Source organism: Phyllobacterium sp. RCAM01083 (assembly GCF_055685835.1).
The window spans coordinates 1,409,270-1,434,364 of the sequence record NZ_JBVFZN010000005.1 but is presented as its reverse complement, the minus strand read 5'-3'; the positions used below and the strand labels follow the sequence as shown (position 1 = coordinate 1,434,364).

Below are 25,095 nucleotides of genomic sequence, written 5' to 3'. Positions count from 1 at the left end.
TTTAGCGACCCTTGACGAGGGTCATGAAGCGGACCTGTTCGTTGACGTCACCCTTGAAGGCACCGGTAAAGGTGGTGGTGGTCGTCGTCGAACCGGACACGCGGATGCCGCGCATGGCCATGCACATATGCTCGGCCTCGATCATGATGGCCACGCCGCGCGGGCGCAGCGACCCCTGGATCGCATTGGCGATCTGGGCTGTCATGCTCTCCTGCGTCTGCAGGCGGCGGGCATAGATATGCACGACACGGGCGATCTTCGACAGGCCGACCACTTTCTCGCCATCGGGCAGATAGGCGACATGCGCCTTGCCGATGATGGGAACCATGTGATGCTCGCAGTGCGAAAAGAACGGTATGTCCTTGATGAAGACGATGTCGTCATAACCGGCAACTTCTTCAAAGGTGCGTCCGAGCACTTCCTCCGGGTCTTCATCATAGCCCGAAAACAGTTCCTTATAGGCTTTTGCCACGCGCTGCGGCGTGTCGAGCAGGCCTTCGCGGTCCGGATTGTCGCCGGCCCAGAGCAGCAGCGTGCGAACGGCAGCTTCCGCTTCTTCCTGGGTTGGGCGTCGTAGGCTGTTCTGATTGCCAGTCGTTGACTGCAAACTTTTTATTACCGCATCCATCGCGATCTCCCGTAGTCGCCCTCAAGGGAGCGACGAGTTAAACGGCAATACACGATAGTCGTTCCGAAACGAATACGTGGTGTATTGAAGCCGGCTTGGCCCTGAGGCTGAACCTGGGCAACTACATCTACCATTGACGCAGAATTTACGCCATGGCGCTTTGTGCTCGCCCGCTCACATACTATATAGAGAGTGAATTCGGGATTCATAGGGCCAAAGCGATGGACAATTGTCTGTTTGCGCTTCGCTTCGGGCCGTGTCACCAGCGGAAGCTCATTATGATCAATGACGTCTACAACACGCGCATTCTGGAGTTTGCCGGGAATATCCAGCGCCTTGGCCGTCTGGACAATCCCGATGCAACCGCCACGGCGCATTCGAAACTCTGTGGTTCGACGGTGATTGTCGATCTCAAGGTCAAGGACGGCGTGGTGACGGATTTCGCCCATGACGTCAAAGCCTGCGCGCTCGGCCAGGCGTCGTCGTCGATCATGGCGCGGCATGTGGTCGGCGCGACCAGCGAGGAATTGCACGCTGTGCGCGATGCCATGTTCAAAATGCTGAAAGAGAATGGGGCGCCGCCGCAGGGGCGCTTTGAAGACCTGAAGTTTCTTGAGCCGGTGCGCGACTACAAGGCCCGGCACAATTCCACCATGCTGACCTTCGAGGCGGTGGTGGATTGCCTCGACCAGATCGAGAAGAAAAACGCCGAAGCGGCCGCCTGAACCGCCGATGTGCGCTGACCCCGCCCACAACCATTCCCCTGCGGCGGGAAAGAAATATTCCCGCAACTGGAACGGACCATGGCGCAAAACGCCGGGGCGGCTGTTCGGCACGGCCTTCGTCCGGCTGTACCAGCTGACGCTGTCCGGCTTCATCGGCAATTCCTGCCGCCACCTGCCGACCTGTTCCGAATATGCCTATGAATCCATCGCCCGTTACGGCCTGTGGACGGGGGGCTGGATGGGCCTGTTCCGGTTCGTCCGCTGCGGGCCCGGCGGCACCAGCGGTCACGATCCCGTGCCGGCGACGCTGGACAAGCGTTTTGCCTGGTACCTGCCGTGGCGGTACTGGCGTGTGAGCAAACAATAGATGGAATGGGCTGTCAGCATTGGTCTAACGCCACCCGGGCGCCGATTAAGCGCGGGCTATCTCGGATTCGGCCCACACGGCGTATTCTTCGAGTTGGGTCAGCAGTGACCGGGCGTCAGAGAGCAGCATGAAACGCCCGCCATATTGGGCCAGGTCTTTATTCCCGAGTATTCGGGCCAATTTGGTTTCTTGGGCCTTCGGTAGGCGATTACCCATAACCTGACGCAGGGTCTTCACCATAGCCGAATGGTCCTGCTGGTTTATCTTGTTTCCAAAGGTTGCAGTCAAGGCATCCGTATAGGCGATTGCCGCATTGACGATCGTCGCGGCGATCGGGTTTCCCAGGGTGCCGGATTGCGCTATGGCCACCTGATTCTGCGCGGATTCCAAAAATGCTCTGGCGATCGTCAGGCGATTTAAACCATGGCTGGCGTCAACTGCTTTCGTGGAGCCGCTTCTTGTCACGCCTGAGTTTCCTTATCGGCAATTGCTTGGAAGATGGACGTGGGGCGCGGACCGCTTACCACCAAAGCATCGGCCACAAATGCTTTCCATAACGGATCATTGTTTTCCATTAATCGTCTAAGATCGGCGCGTGAAAGCGTATTGACCGATGGTGAGAACGATAGGGCCTCACCTCTAGCCAACAGAAAATCGACGCTCCCGCTTTGCACAGACGAAACATCTTCGTCTTGAGCGATAACGACAACATCAAGATCGCTTTCCGCACGGTCTTCTCCCCGGGCGACACTGCCATAAATCCATGCCGCCATCACTTTGTTGCCGAGTGAGGCCACGCACTCTCTTACAGCGTCGATAACAGCATTGAAGCGTGCCTCTTCTGCATCGAAGAGAGACAGAATGGACGTGTTGAGCGGCGATATTCGGCTCATGCTGAAAAGTCGAGCGCGACCGCTGCCCACTTCGTCAAGTATACCGAACGCGACGAGAATGGAGAGCGCATTGAGCACCGAAGGCAGCGTCAGTTTTGTTCTCTTGACAAGAGTGGATGCATCCAGTTGACCGCCATGGCGTGACAGTTCACGCACGACCCTGACATTGGCTTCGGTTCCGAAAACCGACGAGAGAGGAAAGCGAATAGCGCTTTGGGGTTTGGGGCGGGCCACGACGACTCCTGAACGATATCTGCCTTTATATATGAATGTCTTTAGAAAACAATAGATATCTTTAGTTTACTATTGTTATCTATATCAAAGTCAGTTCTGTCCCGATACGTAGGGTTGCCGATTTGTGCCAGCGCCATAACGCGGTAAAAACCCAAATAAAAGTGTCTGGAGCGTGCATATCGGTATCAGGGAACCAGATCAAAGCGGCGCGTGCCTTGGCCGGGATGGACCAGAAAGCCCTTGCCGATGCTGCCGGGGTTGGCATCAACACGATCCGTAATTTCGAGGGGGCAGGCCAAGCAATCGTTCGCGGCAGGATCGACACGCTGGAAGCCATTCGCAGCGCACTGTTTACGGCCGGTGTCGAACTGCTTGATGACGGCCAGACATCCGCGAGCGGTCCGGGGGTGCGCTTGCGCCGGGAATAGGGCCGCACGTTGGATGATGATTGGCTTCAGATTGTGCGTGGTTCGACAAGCTCACCATGAGGGAGGGGGATGATTGCAGGGAGCTAAGTTCTGCAACGTCTCCGATTGGCCTTGCAGCCCACCCAACTCCCTCATGGTGAGCTTCCTGAGCTTGTCGAAGGGCGAACCACGCACCACCCACTTGCAGCGGTCAAAACCCGCTTTTCCGCAACCGCCACTTTACGCCGGATCAATCTGCGCATAAAAGTCCGCTCGCCGGAGCCGTTCCGGTCATGAAACACCACCCGCGATTGTTGGCGGGACTGGATAGGAGCAACTGATGTCACAGACAGTTTCCAAAACTGTATCCATGCAATTCCCCGATGGCTCGAAGCGCGAATACGACGCGGCCATATCCGGTGCGGAACTTGCCGAATCCATTTCGAAATCCCTGGCCAAGAAGGCCGTGGCCTATGCGGTCGACGGGGTCGTGCGCGATCTGTCCGACCCGCTGCAGCATTCCGGCAGCATCGAGATCCTGACCCGCGACGATCCGCGTGCGCTCGAGCTGATCCGGCACGATTGCGCCCACGTCCTCGCCGAGGCCGTGCAGGAGCTGTTTCCGGGCACCCAGGTCACCATCGGCCCGGTGATCGAGAACGGGTTCTACTACGATTTTGCCAAGAACGAGCCCTTCACGCCCGATGACCTGCCGCTCATCGAGAAGAAGATGCGCGAGATCATCGCCCGCAACAGGCCGTTCACCAAGGAAATCTGGTCGCGCGAAAAGGCCCGCAAGGTCTTTGCCGAGAAGGGCGAGGCCTACAAGGTCGAGCTGGTCGATGCGATCCCGGAAGGCCAGGACCTGAAGATTTATGCGCAGGGCGACTGGTACGACCTGTGCCGCGGCCCGCACATGGCCTCGACCGGCCAGGTCGGTAATGCCTTCAAGCTGATGAAGGTGGCCGGTGCCTACTGGCGCGGCGACAGCAACAACCCGATGCTCAGCCGCATCTACGGCACCGCCTTTGCCACCGATGCCGAGCTGCAATCCTACCTGCATGTGCTGGAGGAGGCGGAAAAGCGCGATCACCGCAAGCTCGGCCGCGAAATGGACCTGTTCCATTTCCAGGAGGAGGGCCCCGGCGTCGTGTTCTGGCACGCCAAGGGCTGGCGCATGTTCCAGACGCTGGTCAGCTACATGCGCCGCCGTCTCGACGGTGTCTATCAGGAAGTCAATGCGCCGCAGGTGCTCGACAAGTCCCTGTGGGAGACGTCGGGTCACTGGGGCTGGTATCGCGACAACATGTTCAAGGTGACGGTCGCCGGCGATGAAACCGATGACGAGCGCGTCTTCGCGCTCAAGCCGATGAACTGCCCGGGCCACGTGCAGATCTTCAAGCATGGCTTGAAGTCCTACCGCGATCTGCCGGTGCGGCTTGCGGAATTCGGCAATGTGCACCGCTATGAGCCGTCGGGCGCGCTGCATGGGCTGATGCGCGTGCGCGGGTTCACGCAGGACGATGCGCATGTGTTCTGCACGGACGAACAGATGGCGGCCGAATGCCTGCGCATCAATGACCTGATCCTGTCCGTCTACAAGGATTTCGGCTTTGACGAGATCACGATCAAGCTGTCGACGCGCCCGGAAAAGCGCGTCGGTTCCGATGCACTGTGGGATCGGGCTGAAAACGTGATGATGGGTGTGCTGGAGCAGATCCAGCAGCAGTCGAACGACATCAAGACCGGCATTTTGCCGGGCGAGGGTGCGTTCTACGGTCCCAAGTTCGAATACACGCTGAAGGACGCCATCGGCCGCGAATGGCAATGCGGCACGACGCAGGTCGATTTCAACCTGCCTGAACGGTTCGGTGCCTTCTACATCGACTCGACTTCCGAGAAGAAGCAGCCGGTGATGATCCACCGCGCCATCTGCGGCTCGATGGAGCGCTTCCTCGGCATTCTCATCGAAAACTTTGCCGGTCATCTGCCGTTGTGGTTTGCGCCGGTGCAGGTGGTTGTGGCCACCATCACCACGGAAGCCGACGATTACGGCAGGCAGGTCGCCAAGGAACTGAAGGCGGCGGGGCTGCAGGTCATCACCGATTTCCGCAATGAGAAGATCAACTACAAGGTGCGCGAGCATTCCCTGCAGAAGGTCCCGGTCATTCTCGTCTGCGGCATGCGCGAGGCGGAGGAGCGGACGGTGAACATGCGCCGTCTGGGTTCGCAGAACCAGACCTCGCTCAGCCTTGATGATGCGATCCGGCAGCTCGGCGAGGAAGCCACGCCGCCGGACCTGTTGCGCGCCGCAGCGGAGTAATCCCGCCCATTGCTTTGTGATAGCGTGGTGACTTTCATCACGCTGTCATGGAGTTGCGTGCGCCAGTGAATACAGCTGTTTCAGCGTGCGCTGAGCAAGGCGGGCTTGTATGCCTCGGTAGCTCTGCGGATTCCTGGGATGCACATCGCCCGATAAACTGCCTCCACAAATGCAATATGGATGGGCGCCATGATCGGGAAAAACGAAGCATAAATCGCATATGGAGGTGTCGAAGCGTTTGAGCTGAATCTGACCGACGGTCTCCCAAAACAATCCAATGGAAGTGCAACGAGATTGTCGTTTGCAAAAGCCGTCCGCTTGATCTGGTCGCTGAAAAGATGACTCTTGCCAATTGGCGATAATATGCTAATTTTATGCCAGAAAGAGAGAGTGCCATGCAACTCCAGCCTATTGCTTCAACCCCATTCAACAGATCATCTGCTGAGATCACCGATGTGGAAGCAGGGGCGCTTGCCCGCACGACTGTGAACCTCTTCGGCGCCTGGAAGCTCACGGATGCACAAGCTTGCACCTTGCTCGGTGGTTTGTCAGCCCGCACGTGGGCACGCTGGAAAGAAGGCAATGTGGGGCGTGTCGACCGAGACCTGAAAATGCGGATGGCTCACCTGATGGGTATTCATAAGGGCGTCCGACACCTGTTTAAGGAGCCAGCACGAGGATATGAGTGGATTAAAGCGCCTAATACGGCTTTTGGCGGTAAGTCAGCGCTCGACGTGATGCTGCAAGGCGAGCTTTCTGATCTGGCGGTAATGCGTGAATGGCTCGATGCGGAGCGCAGTGCGTGGTAAGTGGGCTTGCTGTCCGAACCCAGGTACAGTGGCCCAAAACCTACCGCATCATCCGATCCATCTATCCGCCTATCGATTTGTTCGAGGACATCGCCGATCCGCGTGACTGGGAGGCTCTTGTCGCTGTCGAGGCGAAAACGAATCCGCGCATTCGATTTGAGGTGGGCGATCTTGGCAAGGTACCCGCGCACCGTCGCGTTTCGGGCATCGGCGCCAGTTATGTTATGGCCCCCTTTGTCCATTGCTCCACAGGGCGGCCAGGTCGCTTCACGGACGGAAGTTATGGCATCTACTATGCAGGCGAGAGTGAAGACGTCGCCGTCGCCGAAACCATACATCACCATCAGAAATTCATGCGGTCAACGCCGCAGCCTCCGGGGTGGACGTCGGACTTTCGCGTCTTGGTGGGCAGCGTGGACCGGGCACTGGATGACGTGAATGCGGTGCCTGACGTTCTTCATCCGCACGATTACACCGCTTCGCAAGTGGAGGGAGGTGGACTTCGGGCCGCGGGAAGCGATGGCCTCCTGTGGAACAGCGTTCGAATGCCCGGTCAACGGTGCATCGGTATCTTCTGGCCGGACGTCATAACCATTCCTGTCCAGGGACGGCACTACTGCTATCACTGGAACGGCACGCGGGTCGATTTTGTGCGTCAGTACGATACCGGAGCCGTCCTGGCGGTAACGTGACAGGCGGCTTGTGGCACTTGCCCTATACGGCGGGAAAATGAACGAACGCCGCAAAGGAGTCATAAAATGCGTCCTCTGTTGCGCCAGTTCACAAAGTAATCTAGCAGATGCCGCACATTGCTTTGTGACAGCGTGGTGACTTTCATCACGCTGTCATGGAGTTGCGTGACTATTCAGCCGTTTCATTATTTGCCGGGATGCGATCGTGCAGTTCAGAGAACTCTCCTACGCCAATGACACCCAGTCGCGCATCACCCAATGGCTGATCCGTTCGATTGAAGGCCTGTCCGGCCGCGACCACTATGTCCGGCTCTACAATGCCTGGCGCACCGACATCGTTCCGGCGGGAATCGATGTGTTCTGCCGCATGATGGACCTGATCAACATCAGGCTCGACGTTGCGGACCAGTGGCCGCCGCAGCATCTGCCCGATACGCCGCTGGTGATCGTCGCCAACCATCCCTTCGGCATCGGCGACGGCATTGCCGCGCTGGCGCTGGCCGAACAGCTCGGCCGGCCGTTCCGCGTGCTCATCAACAACGACCTGATGAAGGTGCCGGAAATCCGCCCCTATGCGCTGCCGGTCTGCTTCGACGAAACCAAGGAAGCGGTGGCGATGAACATGGCCACCCGCCATGAGGCGGTGCGTTTGCTGAAAGAAGGTGTCACCATCGTCGTCTTCCCGGCGGGCGGCGTTGCCACGGCGCCCAAGGGTTTTGGCCGGGCGGAGGATTTGCCCTGGAAGATTTTTCCGGCCAAGCTGGTGCAGCAGGCCAAGGCGTCGGTCATCCCGGTGTATTTCGGCGGGCAGAACGGCCGGGTTTTCCATCTCGCCAGCAAGATTTCGATGACGCTGCGCATTTCGCTGCTCATCCGCGAATTCCGCAAGCTGTCCGGCAAGGCCATCACCGTGCGCATCGGCCGGACAATGGACTGGTCGGAACTGGCACCGCTGGCCGACCGCAAGAATTTGCTGGATTATATGTATGGCGCGGTGTTTGCGCTGGCTCCGGCCGCAACGCGCCGCTGAGCCTCGGTCCTGCGGCCCGGTCCCGCGGCTCAGTCCAGCGGATCGTCGCCGCTGGCGGGCTGATTGGCGGTGGAGGCGGCGCTGGCGCCGTTGGTCGCCAGAAGTTCCACATCCTGGTTGCGCCCGGCAACGACCTTGAAATCGCGCTGGTAAATCTTGTCCTTGTTCTTGGCGATGATGACGTATTCGCCTTCCGCCAGCACCATGGAGGCAAAGGCGCCGACGCTTTCGCGCACGATGTCGCCCGAGGTCGTCAGCACCGACCAGGCGGTATCGGCAAGCGCTTCGCCGCCGGCCTCGCGCACCAGTTTCATCGTCAGCTGCGCGGCGCGGTGCTCCACATTGGCCTCGGTGATCTTGCCGGCCTCGACGCGGATATCCGCGCGGATGACCGCATTGGCCGTGCCGTAATTGGAGACGATCTGATAGGTCCCGGCATTCAGCCGCACGACGCTTTCCGGCTTGACGTCGGGGATGATGAGCGCCCGTTCGCCGCTGGCGTCCTCGTGGTCCTCATAGATGGAGAATCGCAGCTGGTCCTGCGGGATGCGCGCGCCGCCGGACAGAACCGCGTTGAGCTTGACGCCGCCCGCATCGAGAATCATCGTCTCGTTGCGCTTGGCGCGGGTCATGGTGATGCGCTTGGTGGCGCCCGCCCGGCCGAAGGCCACATGCACGAGATAGCTGCCGGGGGCGAGGTTGAACGAGGTGGTGCCACCCTTGGCCGTTGCCAGCAGGGGCAGCTTGCCATCCGCATCGGCATCCGGCGAGAACACGCGCCAGACGAGGCCGCGTCCGATGTTTTCGCCGTTTTCCGCCAGTTTCGCCGACAGGACCAGCTCGGCTTCCGTGGCAAGCGGATTGTTGGCCGGGGCTTTCGGGTTGGCATATTGGTTGAGGTTGGGGATCGACGGCAATTCCACATCGGGCGTGGCGATGTCGGGTGCAAGCGCCTGCGCCCGGGCACCCGTGGTCAACAGGCCCGTGGTCAACAGGGTTGCTGCCAGTGCCGCCGGCAAAATCCAGGATGTGCCGGAGCCGAAGCCCGCTTTCTGAGTGTCGAATATGCCCATGCACTGTTTTGATCCGAAGCCGGTGGCAATTTCAAGGCTTTTTCACGCGATCATGACTTTACACGGCCGGTGAAACCGCGACATTGTCCGCCCATTCGAAAAACAGCATCTGGTACCCCGTTTCATGCCTTCTCCCATCATTGAATTTCTGTCGCAGCGCAGCTCAACCCCCATTTCCGCCATTGGCCTTCCCGGTCCAAGCGATGCGGAGATCGAAACCATGGTCCGCATCGCCGCGCGCGTGCCCGATCACGGCCGGCTGACACCCTGGCGCTTTGTCCTCTATCGCGGCGATGCGCGCGTCGAGGTCGGCAAATATCTCGCCGATCTGGCCGAGGAGCGGGAAGGGCCGCTGACCGAACAGCGGCGTGAGCAGGAGCTGAAGCGCTTTGCCCGCGCGCCGCTGGTCATCGGCGTGATCTTCTCCAAGGTCGATCATCACATTCCGGAATGGGAGCAGTTCCTGTCCTCCGGCGCGGCGGCGATGAACCTCGTCCATGCGGCCAACGGCCTCGGCTATGCCACCAACTGGATCAGCAATTGGTATTCATCCGATGAGAAGGGCCGGGCGCTGCTCGGGCTGGCGCCGCATGAGCGGGTGGCGGGTTTCGTCCATATCGGCAGCTGCGACACGAAAGTGCCGGAACGCCCGCGTCCGGAGGTAAAGGATATCCTGTCCGAATATGCCGGACCGTGGAAGGGCTGAGCCGCCATGTTCTATAAGTTCGATGATGGCCATGGCCTGCCGCATGATCCCTTGAAGGCCATCGTTTCGCCCCGTCCCATCGGCTGGATATCCAGCCGTTCGGCGGAGGGCAAAATCAACCTGGCGCCCTATTCCTTCTTCAACATGATCAGCACGAAACCCTGCCTGATCATGTTTTCCTCGGAAGGCCGCAAGGACAGCGTCACCTTCATCGAGGAAACGCGGGAATTTGCCGCCAATCTCGTCAGCGCCAACCTGTCGGTGGCCATGAACAAGACCTCGGTCAATGCGCCGCGCGGCGTCAGCGAGTTCGAATATGCCGGCCTCAATGCCGCCGACTGCCGGCTGATCGGCGCGCCGCGCGTGGCCGAAGCCTTCGCGACGCTGGAATGTGTCGTCACCGACATCCGTCACCCGACCGACCGTCATGGCAATCCGGTGCAGGCGCTGATGGTCACCGGCGAAGTCGTCGGCGTTCACATCGACGAGGCGATCCTGACCAACGGCCTTGTCGACATGACCAAGGCGCAGCCGGTGTCGCGCCTTGGCTACATGGACTTTGCCACGGTGTCGGAAACATTTCAGATGTTCCGGCCGAAATGGGAGGGGTGAGGTAAAAAGCCTTGCACTTACCGAAGTGCGTGGTTCGACAAGCTCACCATGAGGGAAGTGGTTGATTGCAAGGCTCGTCACAGGCGTTGCAGAGTACAGCAGCCCTGCAGCTCGCTTCATCCCTCATGGTGAGCTTGTCGAACCACGCACTGTCAGGCATGCCGTTGAACGGCCTAAGCAGCACCAATCCGCCCCATCAGCCGTTCCGCCCGGCGCAGATGCGGGCGGTCGAACATCAGCCCGTCAATGCCGATGACACCCGCCGCGGGATCGTCGGCGAAGGCCCGGATGATCTTTTGCGCCTGTGCCACCGCTTCGGCCGAGGGCGTGAACACCGCGTTGATCACCGGGACCTGCGCCGGATGGATGGCGAGCTTGGCGGTGAAACCGTCGCGTTCCGCCTCAGTGCATTCGCGGGCAAGCCCGGCATCGTCCTTGTAGTTGATGTAGACCGTATCGATGGCAGCGACATCGGCGGCCGAAGCGCCGAGAACGGTCAGGGCCCGCGCCAGCCGGAACACGTCGGTATAGCGCCCGTTGTCATCGCGCACCGCACGTGCGCCGATGACCGCCGACAGGTCTTCGGCACCCCAGGTGAGGCCGATGAGGCGTGCCGATGCATCGGGGTAGCTGGCCGCCGACAGGGTGCCGAGCGCGGTTTCCGTGATGATGGCGAGAATCCGCGTCGAACCCTCCGCCGCGTCCGCATGGGCCTCGTGCACGTTCAGCTTGGCCGACAGCCGCGTCACATCCTTGCCGCTGTTGGATTTGGGCAGGAGAATGCCGTGGGGCAGCGACGGCATGACCGCGCCGAGGTCGGCATCGGCAAGGCCGCTCGCCAGATCGTTGATGCGCACGAACAGGCGCGGCGAACTCTTGTCACGGTTCGATTTGAGAAAATCCGCCGCGATCTGCCGGGCGGCGGGCTTGCGTTCGGCACTGACCGAATCTTCGAGATCGATCAGCAGCACATCCGCGCCGCTGGCGAGGCCCTTTTCCAGCTTCTTTTCCGAATCGCCCGGCACGAACAAAAGCGAGCGCATCAGGCAGCGCTCCGGGATTTCATCATCGCCTGGCGCGTGCATTTGGCGACGAGAACACCGTTCTGATTGTAGGCGCGGTGCTCGAACGCGACGATGCCGCGATCCGGCTTGGATTGGGACGGCCGCGTTGAAAGCACCGTTGTCTCCACCCGCACCGTATCGCCGTGGAACAGTGGCGCGGGGAAGGTCACGTCGGTCATGCCCAGATTGGCGATTGTCGTGCCGATGGTGGTGTCATTGACGGAGATGCCGATCATCAGGCCGAGCGTGAACAGCGAATTGACCAGCGGCTTGCCCCACTCGGTCTTGGCGGCGAAGTCGAAATCGATGTGCAGCGGCTGCGTGTTGAGCGTCATGACCGAGAACAGCATGTTGTCGCTCTCGGTGATGGTCTTGCGCAGGCTGTGATTGAACACGTGCCCGACTTCGAATTCTTCCAGATACAGTCCGGCCATGTGCTGGCGTCTCCTCAATGCGAATTTTTGCAAAAGACTAGGTCGGCTTCGGCAGGTTCGCAACGGGGAAGGATCAAAGTTCTCTCGCGGCGCCGAAACAACATGGTTAATCGACATGGTGAACCGATCGTAAACCTTTTGCCGCTAGCCTTGGCTGCAATAAGGGCTTGGGGTATAAATTCATGACAATACAGCATTATCTGGCGATGGTCGGACATGCTTCTGCGGCACAGCGTTGCCACGCCGCAGGGGCGCTGGCCCATGTCTATCTTGAAACCGGACGCGCCTTCGAGGACCGCTGTGCGGCGGAGGCGGCGCTGACGCTGCTGTTGGACGACCCGTCGCCAAAAGTGCGCCTTGCGCTGGCCGAAGCTTTCTCGACCAGCGCCCATGCGCCGGCTCACATCGTCGCCGGGCTGGCACGCGACCAGGCGGAAATCGCCGCCTACATGCTGGCGCGTTCGACGGTGCTGACCGATATCGACCTGATCGACTGCATTGCCGGCGGCTGCGCGGAAAGCCAGAGGGTGATTGCGGGCAGGGCCAAGGTGTCCTTTGCCGTCAGCGCTGCTCTCATCGAGATCGCCGAACCGGTTGCCATTCTCGAACTGCTGGCCAACAGCCGCGCCGAGATTGCCGATATCAGTTTCCGCCGTCTGGTCGAGCGCCTTGGCCATGTCGCCGATATCCGGTCGCTGCTCGCCGACGATGACCGCTTGCCCGCCGATTGCCGCCATGCGCTGGCGATCAAGGTGGCCGAAGCCCTGTGCCAGATGGATATGGTCATGGCCCTGATGGGCGAGCGCCGTGCCAGGCGCGTCACCAGTGAAGCCTGCGTCAAGGCCTCGATCAGTCTGGTTGCCGAAACACCGCCAGCGCAATATCCGGCGCTGATCGAGCATCTGCAGCTGCGCGGCGACCTGACCACCGCCTTTGTCATCCGCATCGTCGCCTCCGGCAAGATCGATTTCTTCGGTGCTATTCTGGTGGCGCTGTCCGGGCACAACCTTGCCCGGGTGCGCAACCTTTTGATCGATGGCCGCGATGCGGCGCTCGGCGCGCTGTTCAGTGCCGCCGGACTGCCCGACAGCACGCACCAGCCGCTGCGCGTCGCGCTGCATGCCTGGCGCGATGTCGCCAATGGCAAGCTGGCCATCGGGCCGCAGGAAGTCACGCGCCGCATGATGGAGCGTCTGGCGCCGGAAAAGCCTGTAATGGCGCATGACCTGACCGCGGCCAATGACGGCATGCAGTCGCTCCTGCGCAAGATTTATCTGGAAGCGATTCGGGAGAATGCGCGCAGCCACGCCCTGGCCATCGCCGCCGCCTGACCCGGCTTGTTTCGCCATGAGCGCGCATTTGATTACAAAATCCGATGCCCGTGTGAACGAATGAATATGCGGGCCGCATGTTCCGTGATGCAAAATTGCTTTTTTCCGGCGCAGCGCCATGGCCCGGTCCCGCAGCCGCGCCGGAATGATCATAGATTTCATATTGTTGCCGCCGGATATTGATGCTTGCAGGCATTTTTGGGGAGCGGGGCGGAATAATAAGACAGTATTACTGACCTAATATTTCATGGTAGAGTGCGGAAACGTCGCGTGACTGGGAGGTCTGCTGAATGCCCGATGATTCCACGAGTGAATTTGGTCCACTAAGCCTGCACGTGCCGGAACCGGCCGTGCGTCCTGGCGGCGAGCCGGATTTTTCCAATGTGAACATTCCCGAAGCGGGTTCGGTGCGCCGTCCGCCCGTCGATGCCAATCCGGAGGAAATCCGCGATCTGGCATTTTCGATCATCCGTGTTCTCAACCGCGATGGCGAGGCTGTCGGCCCCTGGGCTGGCGAACTGACGGACGAGCAGCTGGTTGAAGGCCTGCGCCACATGATGACGCTGCGCACCTTCGATGCGCGCATGCAGATCGCCCAGCGGCAGGGCAAAACCTCCTTCTACATGCAGCATCTGGGCGAAGAAGCCGTGAGCTGCGCCTTCCGCATGGCGCTGTCGCCGGGCGACATGAATTTCCCGACCTATCGTCAGGCCGGTCTGCTCATTGCCGGCGGCTACCCGATGGTCGAGATGATGTGCCAGATCTATTCCAACGAAAGAGATCCGCTCAAGGGCCGCCAGCTCCCCATCATGTATTCCTCGAAAGAACACGGGTTCTTCTCGATCTCCGGCAATCTGGCGACGCAGTATATCCAGGCCGTCGGCTGGGCCATGGCATCGGCGATCAAGAAGGACACCAAGATCGCGGCCGGCTGGATCGGCGACGGATCGACCGCGGAATCGGATTTCCATGCCGCACTGGTCTTTGCCTCCACCTACAAGGCCCCGGTTGTCCTCAACATCGTCAACAACCAGTGGGCGATCTCCACCTTCCAGGGCATTGCCCGCGGCGGTGCCGGCACCTTCGCCGCGCGCGGCCTCGGCTTCGGCATGCCTGCCTTGCGGGTTGACGGCAATGACTATCTCGCCGTTTTCGCCGTGGCCAAATGGGCCATCGAGCGGGCGCGGCGCAATCTCGGCCCGACCATCGTCGAATATGTCACCTACCGTGCCGGGGCGCATTCCACCTCGGACGATCCGTCCGCCTACCGCCCAAAGACCGAATCCGATGCCTGGCCGCTTGGCGATCCCGTCATGCGCCTGAAGAACCACCTGATCGGGTGCGGCGTCTGGTCGGAGGAGCGCCACACCCAGGCGGAAGCGGAAATTCTCGACAGCGTGATCACCGCCCAGAAAGAAGCCGAAAGTTTCGGCACGCTGCATGCGGGCGGCAAGCCGTCGGCGCGCGACATGTTCGAAGGTGTCTACGAGGAAATGCCGCCGCATCTGCGTCGTCAGCGCCAGCAGGCGGGAGTGTGAGCGATGCCGCGTAAGACAATGATTGAAGCCATCCGCGACGCGATGGATGTGATGATGGAACGCGACGACAACGTGGTCGTGTTCGGCGAGGATGTCGGGTTTTTCGGCGGCGTGTTCCGCTGCACCCACGGCCTGCAGGCCAAATACGGCAAGACCCGCTGTTTCGATGCACCGATCAGCGAGGGCGGTATCGTCGGTGCTGCCATCGGCATGGCGGCCTACGGCCTGAAACCCTGCGTCGAAATCCAGTTCGCCGACTATGTCTATCCGGCCTATGACCAGATCGTTTCGGAAGCGGCGCGCCTGCGCTACCGCTCCAATGGCGGCTTTACCTCGCCGATCGTCATCCGCATGCCGGCGGGCGGCGGCATTTTCGGCGGCCAGACCCACAGCCAGAGCCCGGAAGCGCTGTTCACGCATGTATCCGGCCTGAAGGTCGTCGTGCCGTCCAATCCGCACGATGCCAAGGGCCTGCTGATTGCATCCATCGAAGACCCGGACCCGGTGATCTTCCTCGAACCGAAGCGGCTCTATAACGGTCCGTTCGACGGCCATCATGACCGTCCGGTGACGCCGTGGTCGAAGCATGAGCTGGGCGAGGTGCCGGACGGGCACTACACGGTGCCGCTGGGCAAGGCCATCAAGCGCCGCGAAGGCAAACAGCTGACCGTGCTTGCCTATGGCACCATGGTCTATGTGGCGGAAGCTGCCGCCGAGGAGACCGGCATCGATGCGGAGATCATCGATCTGCGCACGCTGCTGCCGCTCGATCTGGAAACCATCGTCGAATCCGTCACCAAGACGGGCCGCTGCGTCATCGTGCATGAGGCAACGCTGACCTCCGGTTTCGGCGCCGAACTCGCCGCACTGGTCCAGCAGCATTGCTTCTACAATCTGGAAGCGCCGGTGGCGCGGGTGACGGGCTGGGATACGCCCTATCCGCATGCGCAGGAGTGGGACTATTTCCCCGGTCCCGCGCGCGTTGGCCGTGCATTCCTTGAAACGCTGGAAGGGTAGGAGCAGACGATGGGTGAATTTGTCATCAAGCTGCCGGATGTCGGTGAAGGCGTTGCAGAAGCCGAACTCGTCGAATGGCATGTGAAAGTCGGTGATCTCGTGCGCGAGGACATGATCCTTGCCGCCGTCATGACCGACAAGGCGACCGTGGAAATTCCATCCCCGGTCGACGGTGAAATCCTCTGGCTGGGCGGCGAGATCGGGCAGGTGATCGCCATCGGTTCGCCGATCATCCGCCTGAAGGTCGAAGGCGAGGGCCATGCCCCCGCTGCGGAACCGGCGAAGCCCGTCAAGGCTGAAGAGCCAAAGTCTCAGCCCGCCAAGGCAGAGCCAAAGCCGGAGATCAAGGCTGCAAAGCCCGAAAAGGCCGCAGCCCCGGTTGTGCATGCGCCGGTCGCCGCGCCGCTTGGCATCGGTGCGCCGCGCGCCGAGGGCGACAAGCCGCTGGCCCCGCCGGCGGTGCGCCTGCGGGCGCGGGAGGCGGGTGTCGACCTGCGCCAGGTGACCGGCACCGGTCCGGCCGGGCGCATCACCCATGAAGATCTCGACACCTTCTTTGCCCGCGGCGCGCAAAAGCCCGTGGTCTCCGGTCTTGCGCCGGACACGTCGGTCAAGGAGATCAAGGTGGTGGGCCTGCGCCGCAAGATTGCGGAGAAGATGGCGATTGCCAAATCGCACATCCCGCACATCACCTATGTCGAGGAGATCGACGTCACGTCGCTGGAAGAACTGCGCGCTTTGCTCAACGGCAAGAAACGCGCCGACCAGCCGAAGCTGACGCTGCTGCCGTTCCTGATGCGCGCCATGGTGAAAGCCATCGCCGAACAGCCGCAGCTGAACGCCCTCTACGACGACGATGCCAATATCATCCACCAGCATGGCGGGGTGCATATCGGTATCGCGGCGCAGACGCCGTCCGGCCTCGTGGTTCCCGTGGTCAAGCACGCGGAAGCGCGCGATCTCTGGGGCTGCGCCGCGGAAGTCAATCTTCTGGCCGAAGCGGCCAAGACCGGCACGGCAACGCGCGAGCAGCTGACCGGTTCGACCATCACCATCACCTCGCTGGGCAGCATGGGCGGTATCGTCACGACGCCCGTGATCAATTATCCGGAAGTCGCCATCATCGGTGTCAACAAGATGATGACCCGGCCGGTGTGGGACGGTGCGGCCTTTATACCGCGCAAGATGATGAACCTGTCCTCAAGCTTCGATCACCGCGTGATCGACGGCTGGGACGCCGCAGTCTTCATTCAGCGGATCAAGACGCTGCTCGAAACGCCAGCGCTGATATTCGTGGAGGGGTGATCCGATGAAAGATATTTCCTGCAAGCTGCTGGTCATCGGCGCTGGCCCCGGCGGCTATGTCTGCGCCATCCGCGCCGGACAGCTCAATGTCGATACGGTGATCGTCGAGGCGGCGAAGGTCGGCGGCACCTGCCTGCTCGTCGGCTGCATTCCGTCCAAGGCGCTGATCCACGCGGCCGATGAATTTGCCAAGGTCGCGCATTTCGCCGCCCGGCAGACGCCTCTCGGCATCTCGGTTGCCGAACCGGCCATCGATTTCACCAAAACCATCGCTTGGAAGGACGGCATCGTCAGCCGCCTCAACAACGGCGTTGCCGGCCTGCTGAAGAAGGCGAACGTCAAGATCGTCACCGGCAAGGCCCGCTTCCGCGACGGCAAGACCATCGAGGTGGAAACCCTGACCGGCCTGCAGATCATCCGCGCCGAAAACGTCGTCATCGCCACGGGTTCGGCGCCGGTCGAAGTGCTGTCGCTGCCGTTCGGCGGCAATGTCATTTCCTCGACCGAAGCGCTGTCGCTGCCGGACGTGCCGGAAAAGCTCGTCGTGGTCGGCGGCGGCTATATCGGGCTCGAGCTCGGCACGGCCTATGCCAAGCTGGGCTCCAAGGTCACGGTTGTCGAAGCCCAGTCAAAAGTTCTGCCGCAATATGATGCGGAGCTGACCCGCCCGGTGGTCAAGCACCTGAACACGCTCGGCATCACCGTCCTCACCGGCGCCAAGGCCAAGGGGGTCAGCAGCAAGGGCGATGCGCTGTTGATCGAAACCGCCGATGGCAAGGACGAGCGCATTGCCGCCGACAAGATCCTGGTGACAGTCGGGCGCAAACCGGTCACGTCGGGCTGGGGGCTGGAAGAGATCGACATCGACATGGACGGCCGCTTTGTCCGCATTGATGACAAGTGCCGCACCTCCATGCGCGGCGTCTATGCCATCGGCGATGTCACCGGCGAGCCCATGCTGGCGCACCGCGCCATGGCGCAGGGCGAGATGGTGGCCGAGATCGTTGCAGGCGAAAACCGCAGCTGGGACAAGCGGGCCATTGCCGCCGTCTGCTTCACTGATCCGGAAATCGTCACGGTGGGCCTTTCGCCGGATGAGGCCAAGCAGGCCGGACATGAGGTCAAGATCGGGATGTTTCCGTTTGCCGCCAATGGCCGCGCCATGACCAAGGAAGGCGAGGAGGGCTTTGTCCGGGTGGTGGCTGCCGCCAGCAATCATCTCGTCCTCGGCATTCAGGCCGTCGGCCATGGCGTCTCCGAACTGTCGGCTTCGTTTGCGCTGGCCATGGAAATGGGCGCGCGCCTGGAAGACATCGCCGGAACCATCCATGCGCATCCGACGCAGGGCGAGGGGTTTCAGGAAGCCGCGCTCAAGGCGCTGGGCCACGCGCTGCACATCTAATCAACGTGTCTTCGTATCAAGGGCGCCGGAAACGGCGCCCTTTGCATGCGCCGGGCGCGGCATTGCCTTGCCACGCCCGCGATCGCATCTGGCCATTGCAAAAGAGGAAAGACGGGCGGTCCCTGGAACGCGGGTCTTGGGGTATGCGGTATGCGATGCTTGCGATCCTGGGACCACCCGCCCCGGCGATTTCAGGCCTTGCCTGTTCTGCCTTGTTTCCTCATCGGAAACGCGCGCAGCGTCAGCGCAACCTCCTCATCCCGCAGGTTTTGCCTGCGGAATGAAGTGCCGGTCCTTTCCCGACTTGCGAAGGTTTCCGGAAGCATTCCCGCCGGAAAGGACAGGGATGAGAATATCTCGGCTTGGGACGTGGTGGATAAGTTGGCGTGATTTTTGTTTGACGGGTGGATGGCAGAGCCATTGTGCGTGGTTCGACAAGCTCACCATGAGGGAGGTGGAGGGCTGCAGAGCGTTACATCCTGCAGCGTTTGTGATTGGCATTGCAACCAAATCACTTCCCTCATGGTGAGCTTGTCGAACCACGCACCACGCGTTATGCCACCCGCTAAAAGTTGACTCCCCCAAAAACAAAATGGCGATGCAAAGCACCGCCATTTGAAACAGGTTTCATCGCTGATTATCAGATGTCCAGCTCTTCCACGAACGCGGCGCGGTCCTGGATGAAGCGGAAACGGGCTTCCGGTTTCGTGCCCATCAGATCATCGACCGCGAGTTTTGTTTCCTCGATCCACTCCTCGTCGATCTGCACCCGCAAAAGCGTGCGCTTCTTGCGGTCCATCGTCGTTTCCTTGAGCTGGTCGGCGCGCATTTCGCCGAGGCCCTTGAACCGTCCGATCTCGATCTTGCCCTTGCCGGTGAACAGCGTGCGCATCAGTTCATCCTTGTGCGCATCATCGCGGGCATAGGCGACCTTGCCACCCTGGGCGATGCGGTAGAGCGGCGGCACGCCGAGGAACAGGTGGCCGTTGCGGATGAGTTCCGGCATTTCCTGATAGAAGAAGGTGATGAGCAGCGAAGCGATGTGCGCGCCGTCGACGTCGGCATCCGTCATGATGATAATGCGGTCGTAGCGCAAATCCTCGTCGCGGTATTTTGACCGCGTGCCGCAGCCGAGCGCCTGGATCAGGTCGCCGATCTGCTGGTTGGCCGTCATCTTTTCCCGCCCGGCGCTGACGACGTTGAGGATCTTGCCGCGCAGCGGCAGCACCGCCTGCGTGGCGCGGTCCCGCGCCTGCTTGGCCGAGCCGCCGGCGGAATCACCCTCGACGATGAAGAGTTCGGCGCCGAGCGCACCCGTCTGGGTGCAGTCGGCCAGCTTGCCGGGCAGACGCAGCTTGCGCACCGCCGACTTGCGGTTGACTTCCTTTTCCTGGCGGCGCTTGACGCGCTCGTCCGCACGCTCCACCACCCAGTCCAGCAGCTTCGATGCTTCCTGCGGCGAGGCGGCGAGCCAATGATCGAATGGATCGCGGATGGCATTTTCGACAATGCGCTGCGCTTCGACCGTGGCAAGCTTGTCCTTGGTCTGGCCGACGAATTCCGGTTCGCGGATGAACACCGACAGCATGGCCGCCGACGAGATCATCACGTCATCGGTGGTGATGATCGAGGCACGCTTGTTGCCGGTCAGTTCCGCATAGGCCTTCAGGCCGCGGGTGAGGGCGATGCGCAGGCCCGCCTCATGCGTGCCGCCTTCGCCCGTGGGAATCGTGTTGCAGTAGGAATGGACAAAGCCGTCGCCACCATACCAGGCAACCGCCCATTCCAGCGCGCCGTGCCCGCCGGACTTTTCCGTCCTGCCCGCGAACATGTCGCGCGTGACCTGAAAATCCTTGCCGAGCGAGGCCGCCAGATAGTCCTTCAACCCGCCGGGGAAGTGAAACACCGCCTTGTCAGGCGTCGGGTCCTTCGGGTCGAGCAGGGATGGCGCGCAGTTCCAGCGGATTTCAACGCCGCCGAAGAGATAGGCCTTTGACCGGGCCATCTTGAAAAGCCGGGCCGGATCGAACTTGGCGCCCTGGCCGAAAATCTCCGGGTCCGGATGGAAGGTCACGCGCGTGCCGCGACGGTTGTGCACCTCGCCGACATCCTCGATCGGTCCGAGCGGATGGCCGCGCGAGAAGCGCTGGCGGTAGAGGCGCCGGTTGCGGGCCACTTCCACTTCCACGTGATCGGACAGGGCGTTCACCACCGAGATGCCGACGCCGTGCAGACCGCCCGATGTTTCGTAGACGTCGGAATCGAATTTGCCGCCCGCATGCAGGGTGGTCATGATGACTTCGAGCGCGGATTTGCCGAGCTGCTTGGGATCGGGATGCGGATCGACGGGGATGCCGCGGCCATTGTCGGTGACCGAGAGATAGCCGTTCTCGTCCAGTTCGATATCGATGAAGTTGGCGTGCCCGGCAACCGCCTCATCCATCGAGTTGTCGATGACTTCGGCAAAGAGATGGTGCATCGCCCGCTCGTCGGTGCCGCCGATATACATGCCCGGACGGCGGCGGACGGGTTCGAGACCATCGAGAACCTGGATCTGCGCCGCATTGTAGCCGCCGCTGCTGTCGGGGGCGGCCCGTGCCGGGGCCTTCGCGGCCACAACCGGCGCGATTTTCACAGGCGGTGCCACCGGCGTCGCGGCGGGTTCGACCCTGGTCTGGTCCACCGCTGCCTGGCGTTCCCGGGCTGTTTTGACTACCGCTGAAAAGAGGTCGTTATTGTCATCCATATCGTATTTTGGCCAATGCTACAGGGGCTGCGAATCACCGGCAATCTTGACATGCTTCGCCGGGAAACGCGATGGGCGTTCGTGATCTGTTCCGGGGTTCACCACAGAACTATGCGGTTAAAACCCAAGTTTCAAGCGGCTTTGAGGCGCGAGACGGCTTTTTCGAGCTCTTCGATCCGCTCGCCCAGCTCCTGGTGCAGAGCCTTGAGATTGGCGATCTGGCTTTTCAGCAGGCGGTTTTCATCCGCCGTGTCGCTCTCGTCGGGCGATTGTCCGACCCCGTGTATGAGCCAGGTCTGCGTGACCCCGAGCGATCCGGCCAGCATGAACAGGCGGTGGACACCGGGCTCCGACCGGTCGGATTCCCAGGCGGCGATGGTTTCCGGCTTGACGCCGACACGCACCGCGAGCTGCGCCACCGTCATCGACTTGGCGTCGCGCGCGCGGGAAAGGCGGCCGCCCAGCGTGTCCGTGTCGGGCATGGCGGTGATGATGTTGGAGATGAAATTCATGGCTTTCTCCATCTTTTTCTTGTTTTTAAAGTGTAGACGAAAGCTTTTGCACCATTTGGAAGCAGAAAAGTCAAATCCGGCGGCATTTTGCTTCCATTTTGCATTATGCGGATGATTGCATTTTTCCGCAGAGCCGATATGGCTGGGGCCCCACCTGAGCCATTTGTCCCGGAAAGGCCGCACCATGGAAAACACAACCTCGCCGCAAATGAGGGGCGTCGGAACGATGGCCGGTGCGATGTTTATCCTGCCGATGATGGATGCCATCGCCAAATGGCTGTCGACGGTGGACAGCCTGCCGCCGGCCACGGTGACGTTGTCACGCTTCGTCGTCCAGGCGATCCTGACCATGCTGATCATCGTGGCGCTGACCGGCATGCGCTCGCTCAAGCCGCACAACCTCTGGGGCAACCTGCTGCGCGGTTTTCTGATGGGCATCGGCAGCCTGTGCTTCTTTGCCGCCGTCAAATACATGCCGCTTGCCGACGCGATGGCGGTGTTTTTCGTCGAGCCGCTGATGCTGACGCTGCTCTCGGCCGTGGTGCTGAAGGAAACCGTCGGCTGGCGCCGGCGCATTGCCGTTGCGGTCGGGTTCATCGGGATGCTGATCGTCATCCAGCCGAGCTGGGAGCTGTTCGGCTGGGTTTCGCTGCTGCCGCTGGGCACGGCGGCGCTGTTTGCGGTCTATCTCGTTCTCAACCGCCGCCTGGGCGTGCACGACACGCCGCTGGTCATGCAGCTCTATGCCGGGATCGGCGGTACGGTGACGGTGATCGTCGCGCTGTTCCTCGGTGCAGCCTTCGGCGTCAGCGACATGACGCTGGGCACGCCCGCAACCGGCATGTCCTGGTTCCTTTTGTTTGCCATCGGCGCGATCGCCACGGGCGGGCATCTCCTCGTGGTGCAGGCTTCGCGCCTTGCGCCGGCGTCGCTGCTGGCGCCGTTCCAGTATCTGGAAATCGTCATGGCCGTCATCATCGGCCTGTTCGTATTCCAGGAGTTTCCGACCGCGTCGAAATGGCTGGGCATTGCCATCATCATTGCCTCGGGCGCCTATGTGGTCTGGCGCGAGGGGAAAAAGCAGAAAACGCCGGAGCCCGCTTTCAATTAACCGGTCTGCTTTCCATGCAAGCACTGACAATAGCAGTTGAGCAAATCAGCCATTGGCAATAGAACCAGAGGCGCATTTTGTGCGGGAGGTCCATAAAAGTGTTCAAGAAAATCCTGATTGCCAACCGTGGGGAAATTGCCTGCCGCGTGATCAAGTCGGCAAGGAAAATGGGTATCGCCACGGTGGCGGTCTATTCCGACGCGGATCGCGATGCGGTTCATGTCGACATGGCCGACGAGGCGGTGCATATCGGTCCGGCGGCGGCCTCCGAAAGCTATCTCGTCGCCGACAAGATCATTGCCGCCTGCAAGGCGACCGGCGCTGAGGCCGTTCATCCCGGCTACGGCTTCCTGTCCGAGCGCGCCTCCTTCTGCGAAGCGCTGGAGAAGCAGGGCATCGTCTTCATCGGGCCGAAGCCCAGGGCGATCATCGCCATGGGCGACAAGATCGAATCGAAGAAATTCGCCAATGCCGCCAAGGTGAACACGGTGCCGGGCTTTCTCGACATCATCACCGATGCGGCGCATGCGGAAAAGATCGCCGGTGAGATCGGCTATCCCGTGATGATCAAGGCCTCCGCCGGCGGCGGCGGCAAGGGCATGCGCATCGCCTGGGACGAGAGCGAAGTGCGCGACGGCTTTGAACGCGCCACCTCGGAAGCGCGCAATTCCTTCGGGGATGACCGGGTTTTCATCGAAAAATTCGTGGTCGAGCCGCGCCACATCGAAATCCAGGTGCTGGGCGACAGTTTTGGCAACTGCATCTATCTGGGTGAGCGCGAGTGCTCGGTACAGCGCCGCAACCAGAAGGTGGTTGAGGAAGCCCCGTCGCCATTCCTCGACGAGGCCACCCGCAAGGCCATGGGCGAACAGGCCGTGGCCCTGGCCAAGGCGGTGGACTACCAGAGCGCCGGTACGGTCGAGTTCATTGTCGACAAGCACCGCAACTTCTATTTCCTCGAGATGAACACCCGTCTGCAGGTCGAACATCCGGTGACCGAACTGATCACCGGCATCGATCTGGTCGAGCAGATGATCCGCGTGGCGGCGGGCGAAAAGCTCGCGCTGAAACAGTCGGACGTCAAGCTGAACGGCTGGGCCATCGAAAGCCGCCTTTATGCCGAAGATCCCTACCGCAATTTCCTGCCGTCGATCGGCCGCCTGACCCGTTACCGCCCGCCGAGCGAAGGCCCGGTCGGCAAGACCATCATCCGCAACGACACCGGCGTGACGGAAGGTTCGGAAATTTCGATGTTCTACGACCCCATGGTGGCAAAGCTCTGCACCTGGGCGCCGACCCGGCTGGAAGCCATCGACGCCATGGCCGATGCGCTCGATACCTTCGTGGTCGACGGCATCGAGCACAACATCCCGTTCCTGGCGGCGCTGATGCAGCATCCGCGCTGGCGGGAAGGGCGGCTGTCCACCGGCTTCATCGCGGAAGAATTTCCCGACGGCTTCCATCCGATTGCACCAACGGCCGCCGACAGGGACGTGCTGGCCGCCATTGCCCTTGTGGTGGAACTGGTGCGCAAGGGACGCCTCGACGGCCTCAGCGACCGCCTGCGGCCGCATACGGGCAGGATCCGCGCCGAATGGGAGGTGCGGATCAACGATGAATACGTGCCGGCGAAAATTCACCGCAGCGTGGCCAAGCCGCCGGTCAAGATCGAACTGTCGCTGCATGGCGGCGAAGCCATCACCATCCGCAGCGACTGGCGGCCCGGCGATGCGGTCTGGGACGGCTATATCGACGACCGCGCGGTGAAGGCGCAGCTGCGTCCCGTGCTCAACGGCGTGCGCATCGACTGGAAGGGCATGTCGGTGATCGGCCATGCCATGCAGACGCATGTGGCGGCACTGGAAAAGCTGATGCCGGTGAAACTGCCGCCGGATACATCGAAAATGCTGCTGTGCCCGATGCCCGGCCTGATCGTCTCGATCAACGTGGCGGAGGGTCAGGAGGTGAAGGCGGGTGAAACGCTGGCGATTGTCGAAGCCATGAAGATGGAAAACGTGCTGCGCGCCGACCGCGATCTCACCGTATCGGCCATCAACGCCAAGCAGGGTGACAGCCTGGCCGTGGATGCGGTGATCATGGAATTCGCCTGATCCGGTTGCATGACCATGGTGAGCT

Annotated in this window: 24 protein-coding genes; 16 read left to right on the top strand and 8 right to left on the bottom strand. The window is 61.3% G+C overall.

Going from position 1 to position 25,095, the window contains the following annotated elements; all coding sequences use genetic code 11:
- Window position 1: 1 nt before the first annotated feature.
- Window positions 2-628: a GTP cyclohydrolase I FolE gene (folE, locus tag ACZ25R_RS13705; protein WP_464660101.1), complete on the bottom strand. Its 627-nt coding sequence runs from the start codon at window positions 626-628 to the stop codon at window positions 2-4.
- A 278-nt stretch (window positions 629-906) separates the two neighbouring features.
- Between folE and ACZ25R_RS13700 the strand changes: the two genes are divergently transcribed.
- Together ACZ25R_RS13700 and yidD are read left to right on the top strand one after the other, a co-directional pair.
- Window positions 907-1,353 carry an iron-sulfur cluster assembly scaffold protein gene (locus ACZ25R_RS13700; protein WP_288193931.1) on the top strand — a complete coding sequence of 149 codons (447 nt, stop codon included), beginning with the start codon at window positions 907-909 and terminating at the stop codon, window positions 1,351-1,353.
- A 7-nt stretch (window positions 1,354-1,360) separates the two neighbouring features.
- On the top strand, window positions 1,361-1,720 hold the full coding sequence (yidD, locus tag ACZ25R_RS13695) for a membrane protein insertion efficiency factor YidD (protein WP_472461271.1): 360 nt from the start codon (window positions 1,361-1,363) through the stop codon (window positions 1,718-1,720).
- A gap of 45 nt (window positions 1,721-1,765) precedes the next feature.
- Here the strand turns inward: yidD and ACZ25R_RS13690 are convergent, their stop codons facing one another.
- Window positions 1,766-2,185, bottom strand: coding sequence for a hypothetical protein (locus ACZ25R_RS13690; RefSeq protein WP_472461270.1), 420 nt, complete (start codon window positions 2,183-2,185; stop codon window positions 1,766-1,768).
- Window positions 2,182-2,847: a nucleotidyltransferase domain-containing protein gene (locus ACZ25R_RS13685; RefSeq protein WP_472461269.1), complete on the bottom strand. Its 666-nt coding sequence runs from the start codon at window positions 2,845-2,847 to the stop codon at window positions 2,182-2,184. The genes ACZ25R_RS13690 and ACZ25R_RS13685 overlap by 4 nt, the downstream gene beginning before the upstream one ends.
- Before the next feature lie 224 nt (window positions 2,848-3,071).
- Between ACZ25R_RS13685 and ACZ25R_RS13680 the strand changes: the two genes are divergently transcribed.
- The 5 genes from ACZ25R_RS13680 to ACZ25R_RS13660 all read left to right on the top strand — a co-directional run bounded on the left by ACZ25R_RS13680 (window position 3,072) and on the right by ACZ25R_RS13660 (window position 8,108).
- A complete protein-coding gene (locus ACZ25R_RS13680) occupies window positions 3,072-3,275 on the top strand; it encodes a transcriptional regulator (RefSeq protein WP_472462491.1) in 204 nt (67 codons plus the stop codon).
- 319 nt (window positions 3,276-3,594) lie between these two features.
- A complete protein-coding gene (thrS, locus tag ACZ25R_RS13675; protein WP_472461268.1) occupies window positions 3,595-5,577 on the top strand; it encodes a threonine--tRNA ligase in 1,983 nt (660 codons plus the stop codon).
- 395 nt (window positions 5,578-5,972) lie between these two features.
- Window positions 5,973-6,386, top strand: a complete 414-nt coding sequence (locus ACZ25R_RS13670; RefSeq protein ID WP_472461267.1) for an MbcA/ParS/Xre antitoxin family protein — start codon at window positions 5,973-5,975, stop codon at window positions 6,384-6,386.
- Window positions 6,380-7,078, top strand: a complete 699-nt coding sequence (locus ACZ25R_RS13665; protein ID WP_472461266.1) for an RES family NAD+ phosphorylase — start codon at window positions 6,380-6,382, stop codon at window positions 7,076-7,078. The genes ACZ25R_RS13670 and ACZ25R_RS13665 overlap by 7 nt, the downstream gene beginning before the upstream one ends.
- A gap of 205 nt (window positions 7,079-7,283) precedes the next feature.
- The gene (locus ACZ25R_RS13660) at window positions 7,284-8,108 is read left to right on the top strand and encodes a lysophospholipid acyltransferase family protein (RefSeq protein ID WP_464660107.1); all 825 of its coding nucleotides are present in this window, start codon (window positions 7,284-7,286) and stop codon (window positions 8,106-8,108) included.
- 29 nt (window positions 8,109-8,137) lie between these two features.
- Here ACZ25R_RS13660 and ACZ25R_RS13655 read toward each other — a convergent pair whose 3' ends face one another.
- A complete protein-coding gene (locus ACZ25R_RS13655; RefSeq protein WP_288193925.1) occupies window positions 8,138-9,181 on the bottom strand; it encodes a hypothetical protein in 1,044 nt (347 codons plus the stop codon).
- A 124-nt stretch (window positions 9,182-9,305) separates the two neighbouring features.
- Here ACZ25R_RS13655 and ACZ25R_RS13650 point away from each other — a divergent pair, with 124 nt between their 5' ends.
- Window positions 9,306-9,887, top strand: coding sequence for a nitroreductase family protein (locus ACZ25R_RS13650; protein WP_223615112.1), 582 nt, complete (start codon window positions 9,306-9,308; stop codon window positions 9,885-9,887).
- Between the two features lie 6 nt (window positions 9,888-9,893).
- Complete coding sequence (locus ACZ25R_RS13645) at window positions 9,894-10,499, top strand: flavin reductase family protein (protein WP_472461265.1); 606 nt, start codon at window positions 9,894-9,896, stop codon at window positions 10,497-10,499.
- A 173-nt stretch (window positions 10,500-10,672) separates the two neighbouring features.
- Here ACZ25R_RS13645 and ACZ25R_RS13640 read toward each other — a convergent pair whose 3' ends face one another.
- Both ACZ25R_RS13640 and ACZ25R_RS13635 read right to left on the bottom strand, forming a co-directional pair.
- Complete coding sequence (locus ACZ25R_RS13640; protein WP_472461264.1) at window positions 10,673-11,542, bottom strand: HpcH/HpaI aldolase/citrate lyase family protein; 870 nt, start codon at window positions 11,540-11,542, stop codon at window positions 10,673-10,675.
- Window positions 11,542-11,997, bottom strand: a complete 456-nt coding sequence (locus ACZ25R_RS13635; RefSeq protein ID WP_223615109.1) for a MaoC family dehydratase — start codon at window positions 11,995-11,997, stop codon at window positions 11,542-11,544. The genes ACZ25R_RS13640 and ACZ25R_RS13635 overlap by 1 nt, the downstream gene beginning before the upstream one ends.
- Window positions 11,998-12,179: 182 nt before the next feature.
- Between ACZ25R_RS13635 and ACZ25R_RS13630 the strand changes: the two genes are divergently transcribed.
- The 5 genes from ACZ25R_RS13630 (at window position 12,180) to lpdA (ending at window position 18,590) form a co-directional block, all read left to right on the top strand.
- Window positions 12,180-13,328: a DUF2336 domain-containing protein gene (locus tag ACZ25R_RS13630; RefSeq protein ID WP_472461263.1), complete on the top strand. Its 1,149-nt coding sequence runs from the start codon at window positions 12,180-12,182 to the stop codon at window positions 13,326-13,328.
- Between the two features lie 290 nt (window positions 13,329-13,618).
- Window positions 13,619-14,866, top strand: coding sequence for a thiamine pyrophosphate-dependent enzyme (locus tag ACZ25R_RS13625; RefSeq protein WP_472461262.1), 1,248 nt, complete (start codon window positions 13,619-13,621; stop codon window positions 14,864-14,866).
- A 3-nt stretch (window positions 14,867-14,869) separates the two neighbouring features.
- The gene (locus ACZ25R_RS13620) at window positions 14,870-15,883 is read left to right on the top strand and encodes an alpha-ketoacid dehydrogenase subunit beta (protein ID WP_223615106.1); all 1,014 of its coding nucleotides are present in this window, start codon (window positions 14,870-14,872) and stop codon (window positions 15,881-15,883) included.
- Window positions 15,884-15,892: 9 nt separating this feature from the next.
- Window positions 15,893-17,188: a dihydrolipoamide acetyltransferase family protein gene (locus ACZ25R_RS13615; protein ID WP_472461261.1), complete on the top strand. Its 1,296-nt coding sequence runs from the start codon at window positions 15,893-15,895 to the stop codon at window positions 17,186-17,188.
- A 4-nt stretch (window positions 17,189-17,192) separates the two neighbouring features.
- Complete coding sequence (gene lpdA / locus ACZ25R_RS13610) at window positions 17,193-18,590, top strand: dihydrolipoyl dehydrogenase (RefSeq protein WP_472461260.1); 1,398 nt, start codon at window positions 17,193-17,195, stop codon at window positions 18,588-18,590.
- A gap of 640 nt (window positions 18,591-19,230) precedes the next feature.
- Here lpdA and parE read toward each other — a convergent pair.
- Window positions 19,231-21,336 (bottom strand): DNA topoisomerase IV subunit B, encoded by a 2,106-nt coding sequence (gene parE, locus ACZ25R_RS13605; protein WP_472461259.1) that lies wholly within the window; start codon window positions 21,334-21,336, stop codon window positions 19,231-19,233.
- Between the two features lie 131 nt (window positions 21,337-21,467).
- A complete protein-coding gene (locus tag ACZ25R_RS13600) occupies window positions 21,468-21,848 on the bottom strand; it encodes a helix-turn-helix domain-containing protein (protein WP_223615098.1) in 381 nt (126 codons plus the stop codon).
- 184 nt (window positions 21,849-22,032) lie between these two features.
- On the opposite strand from ACZ25R_RS13600, the gene ACZ25R_RS13595 reads away from it, so the two are divergent.
- Entirely contained in the window at window positions 22,033-22,959 is a 927-nt protein-coding gene (locus tag ACZ25R_RS13595; RefSeq protein ID WP_472461258.1) for a DMT family transporter, read from the top strand.
- 98 nt (window positions 22,960-23,057) lie between these two features.
- Window positions 23,058-25,070, top strand: a complete 2,013-nt coding sequence (locus ACZ25R_RS13590; protein WP_472461257.1) for an acetyl-CoA carboxylase biotin carboxylase subunit — start codon at window positions 23,058-23,060, stop codon at window positions 25,068-25,070.
- Window positions 25,071-25,095 lie beyond the last annotated feature (25 nt).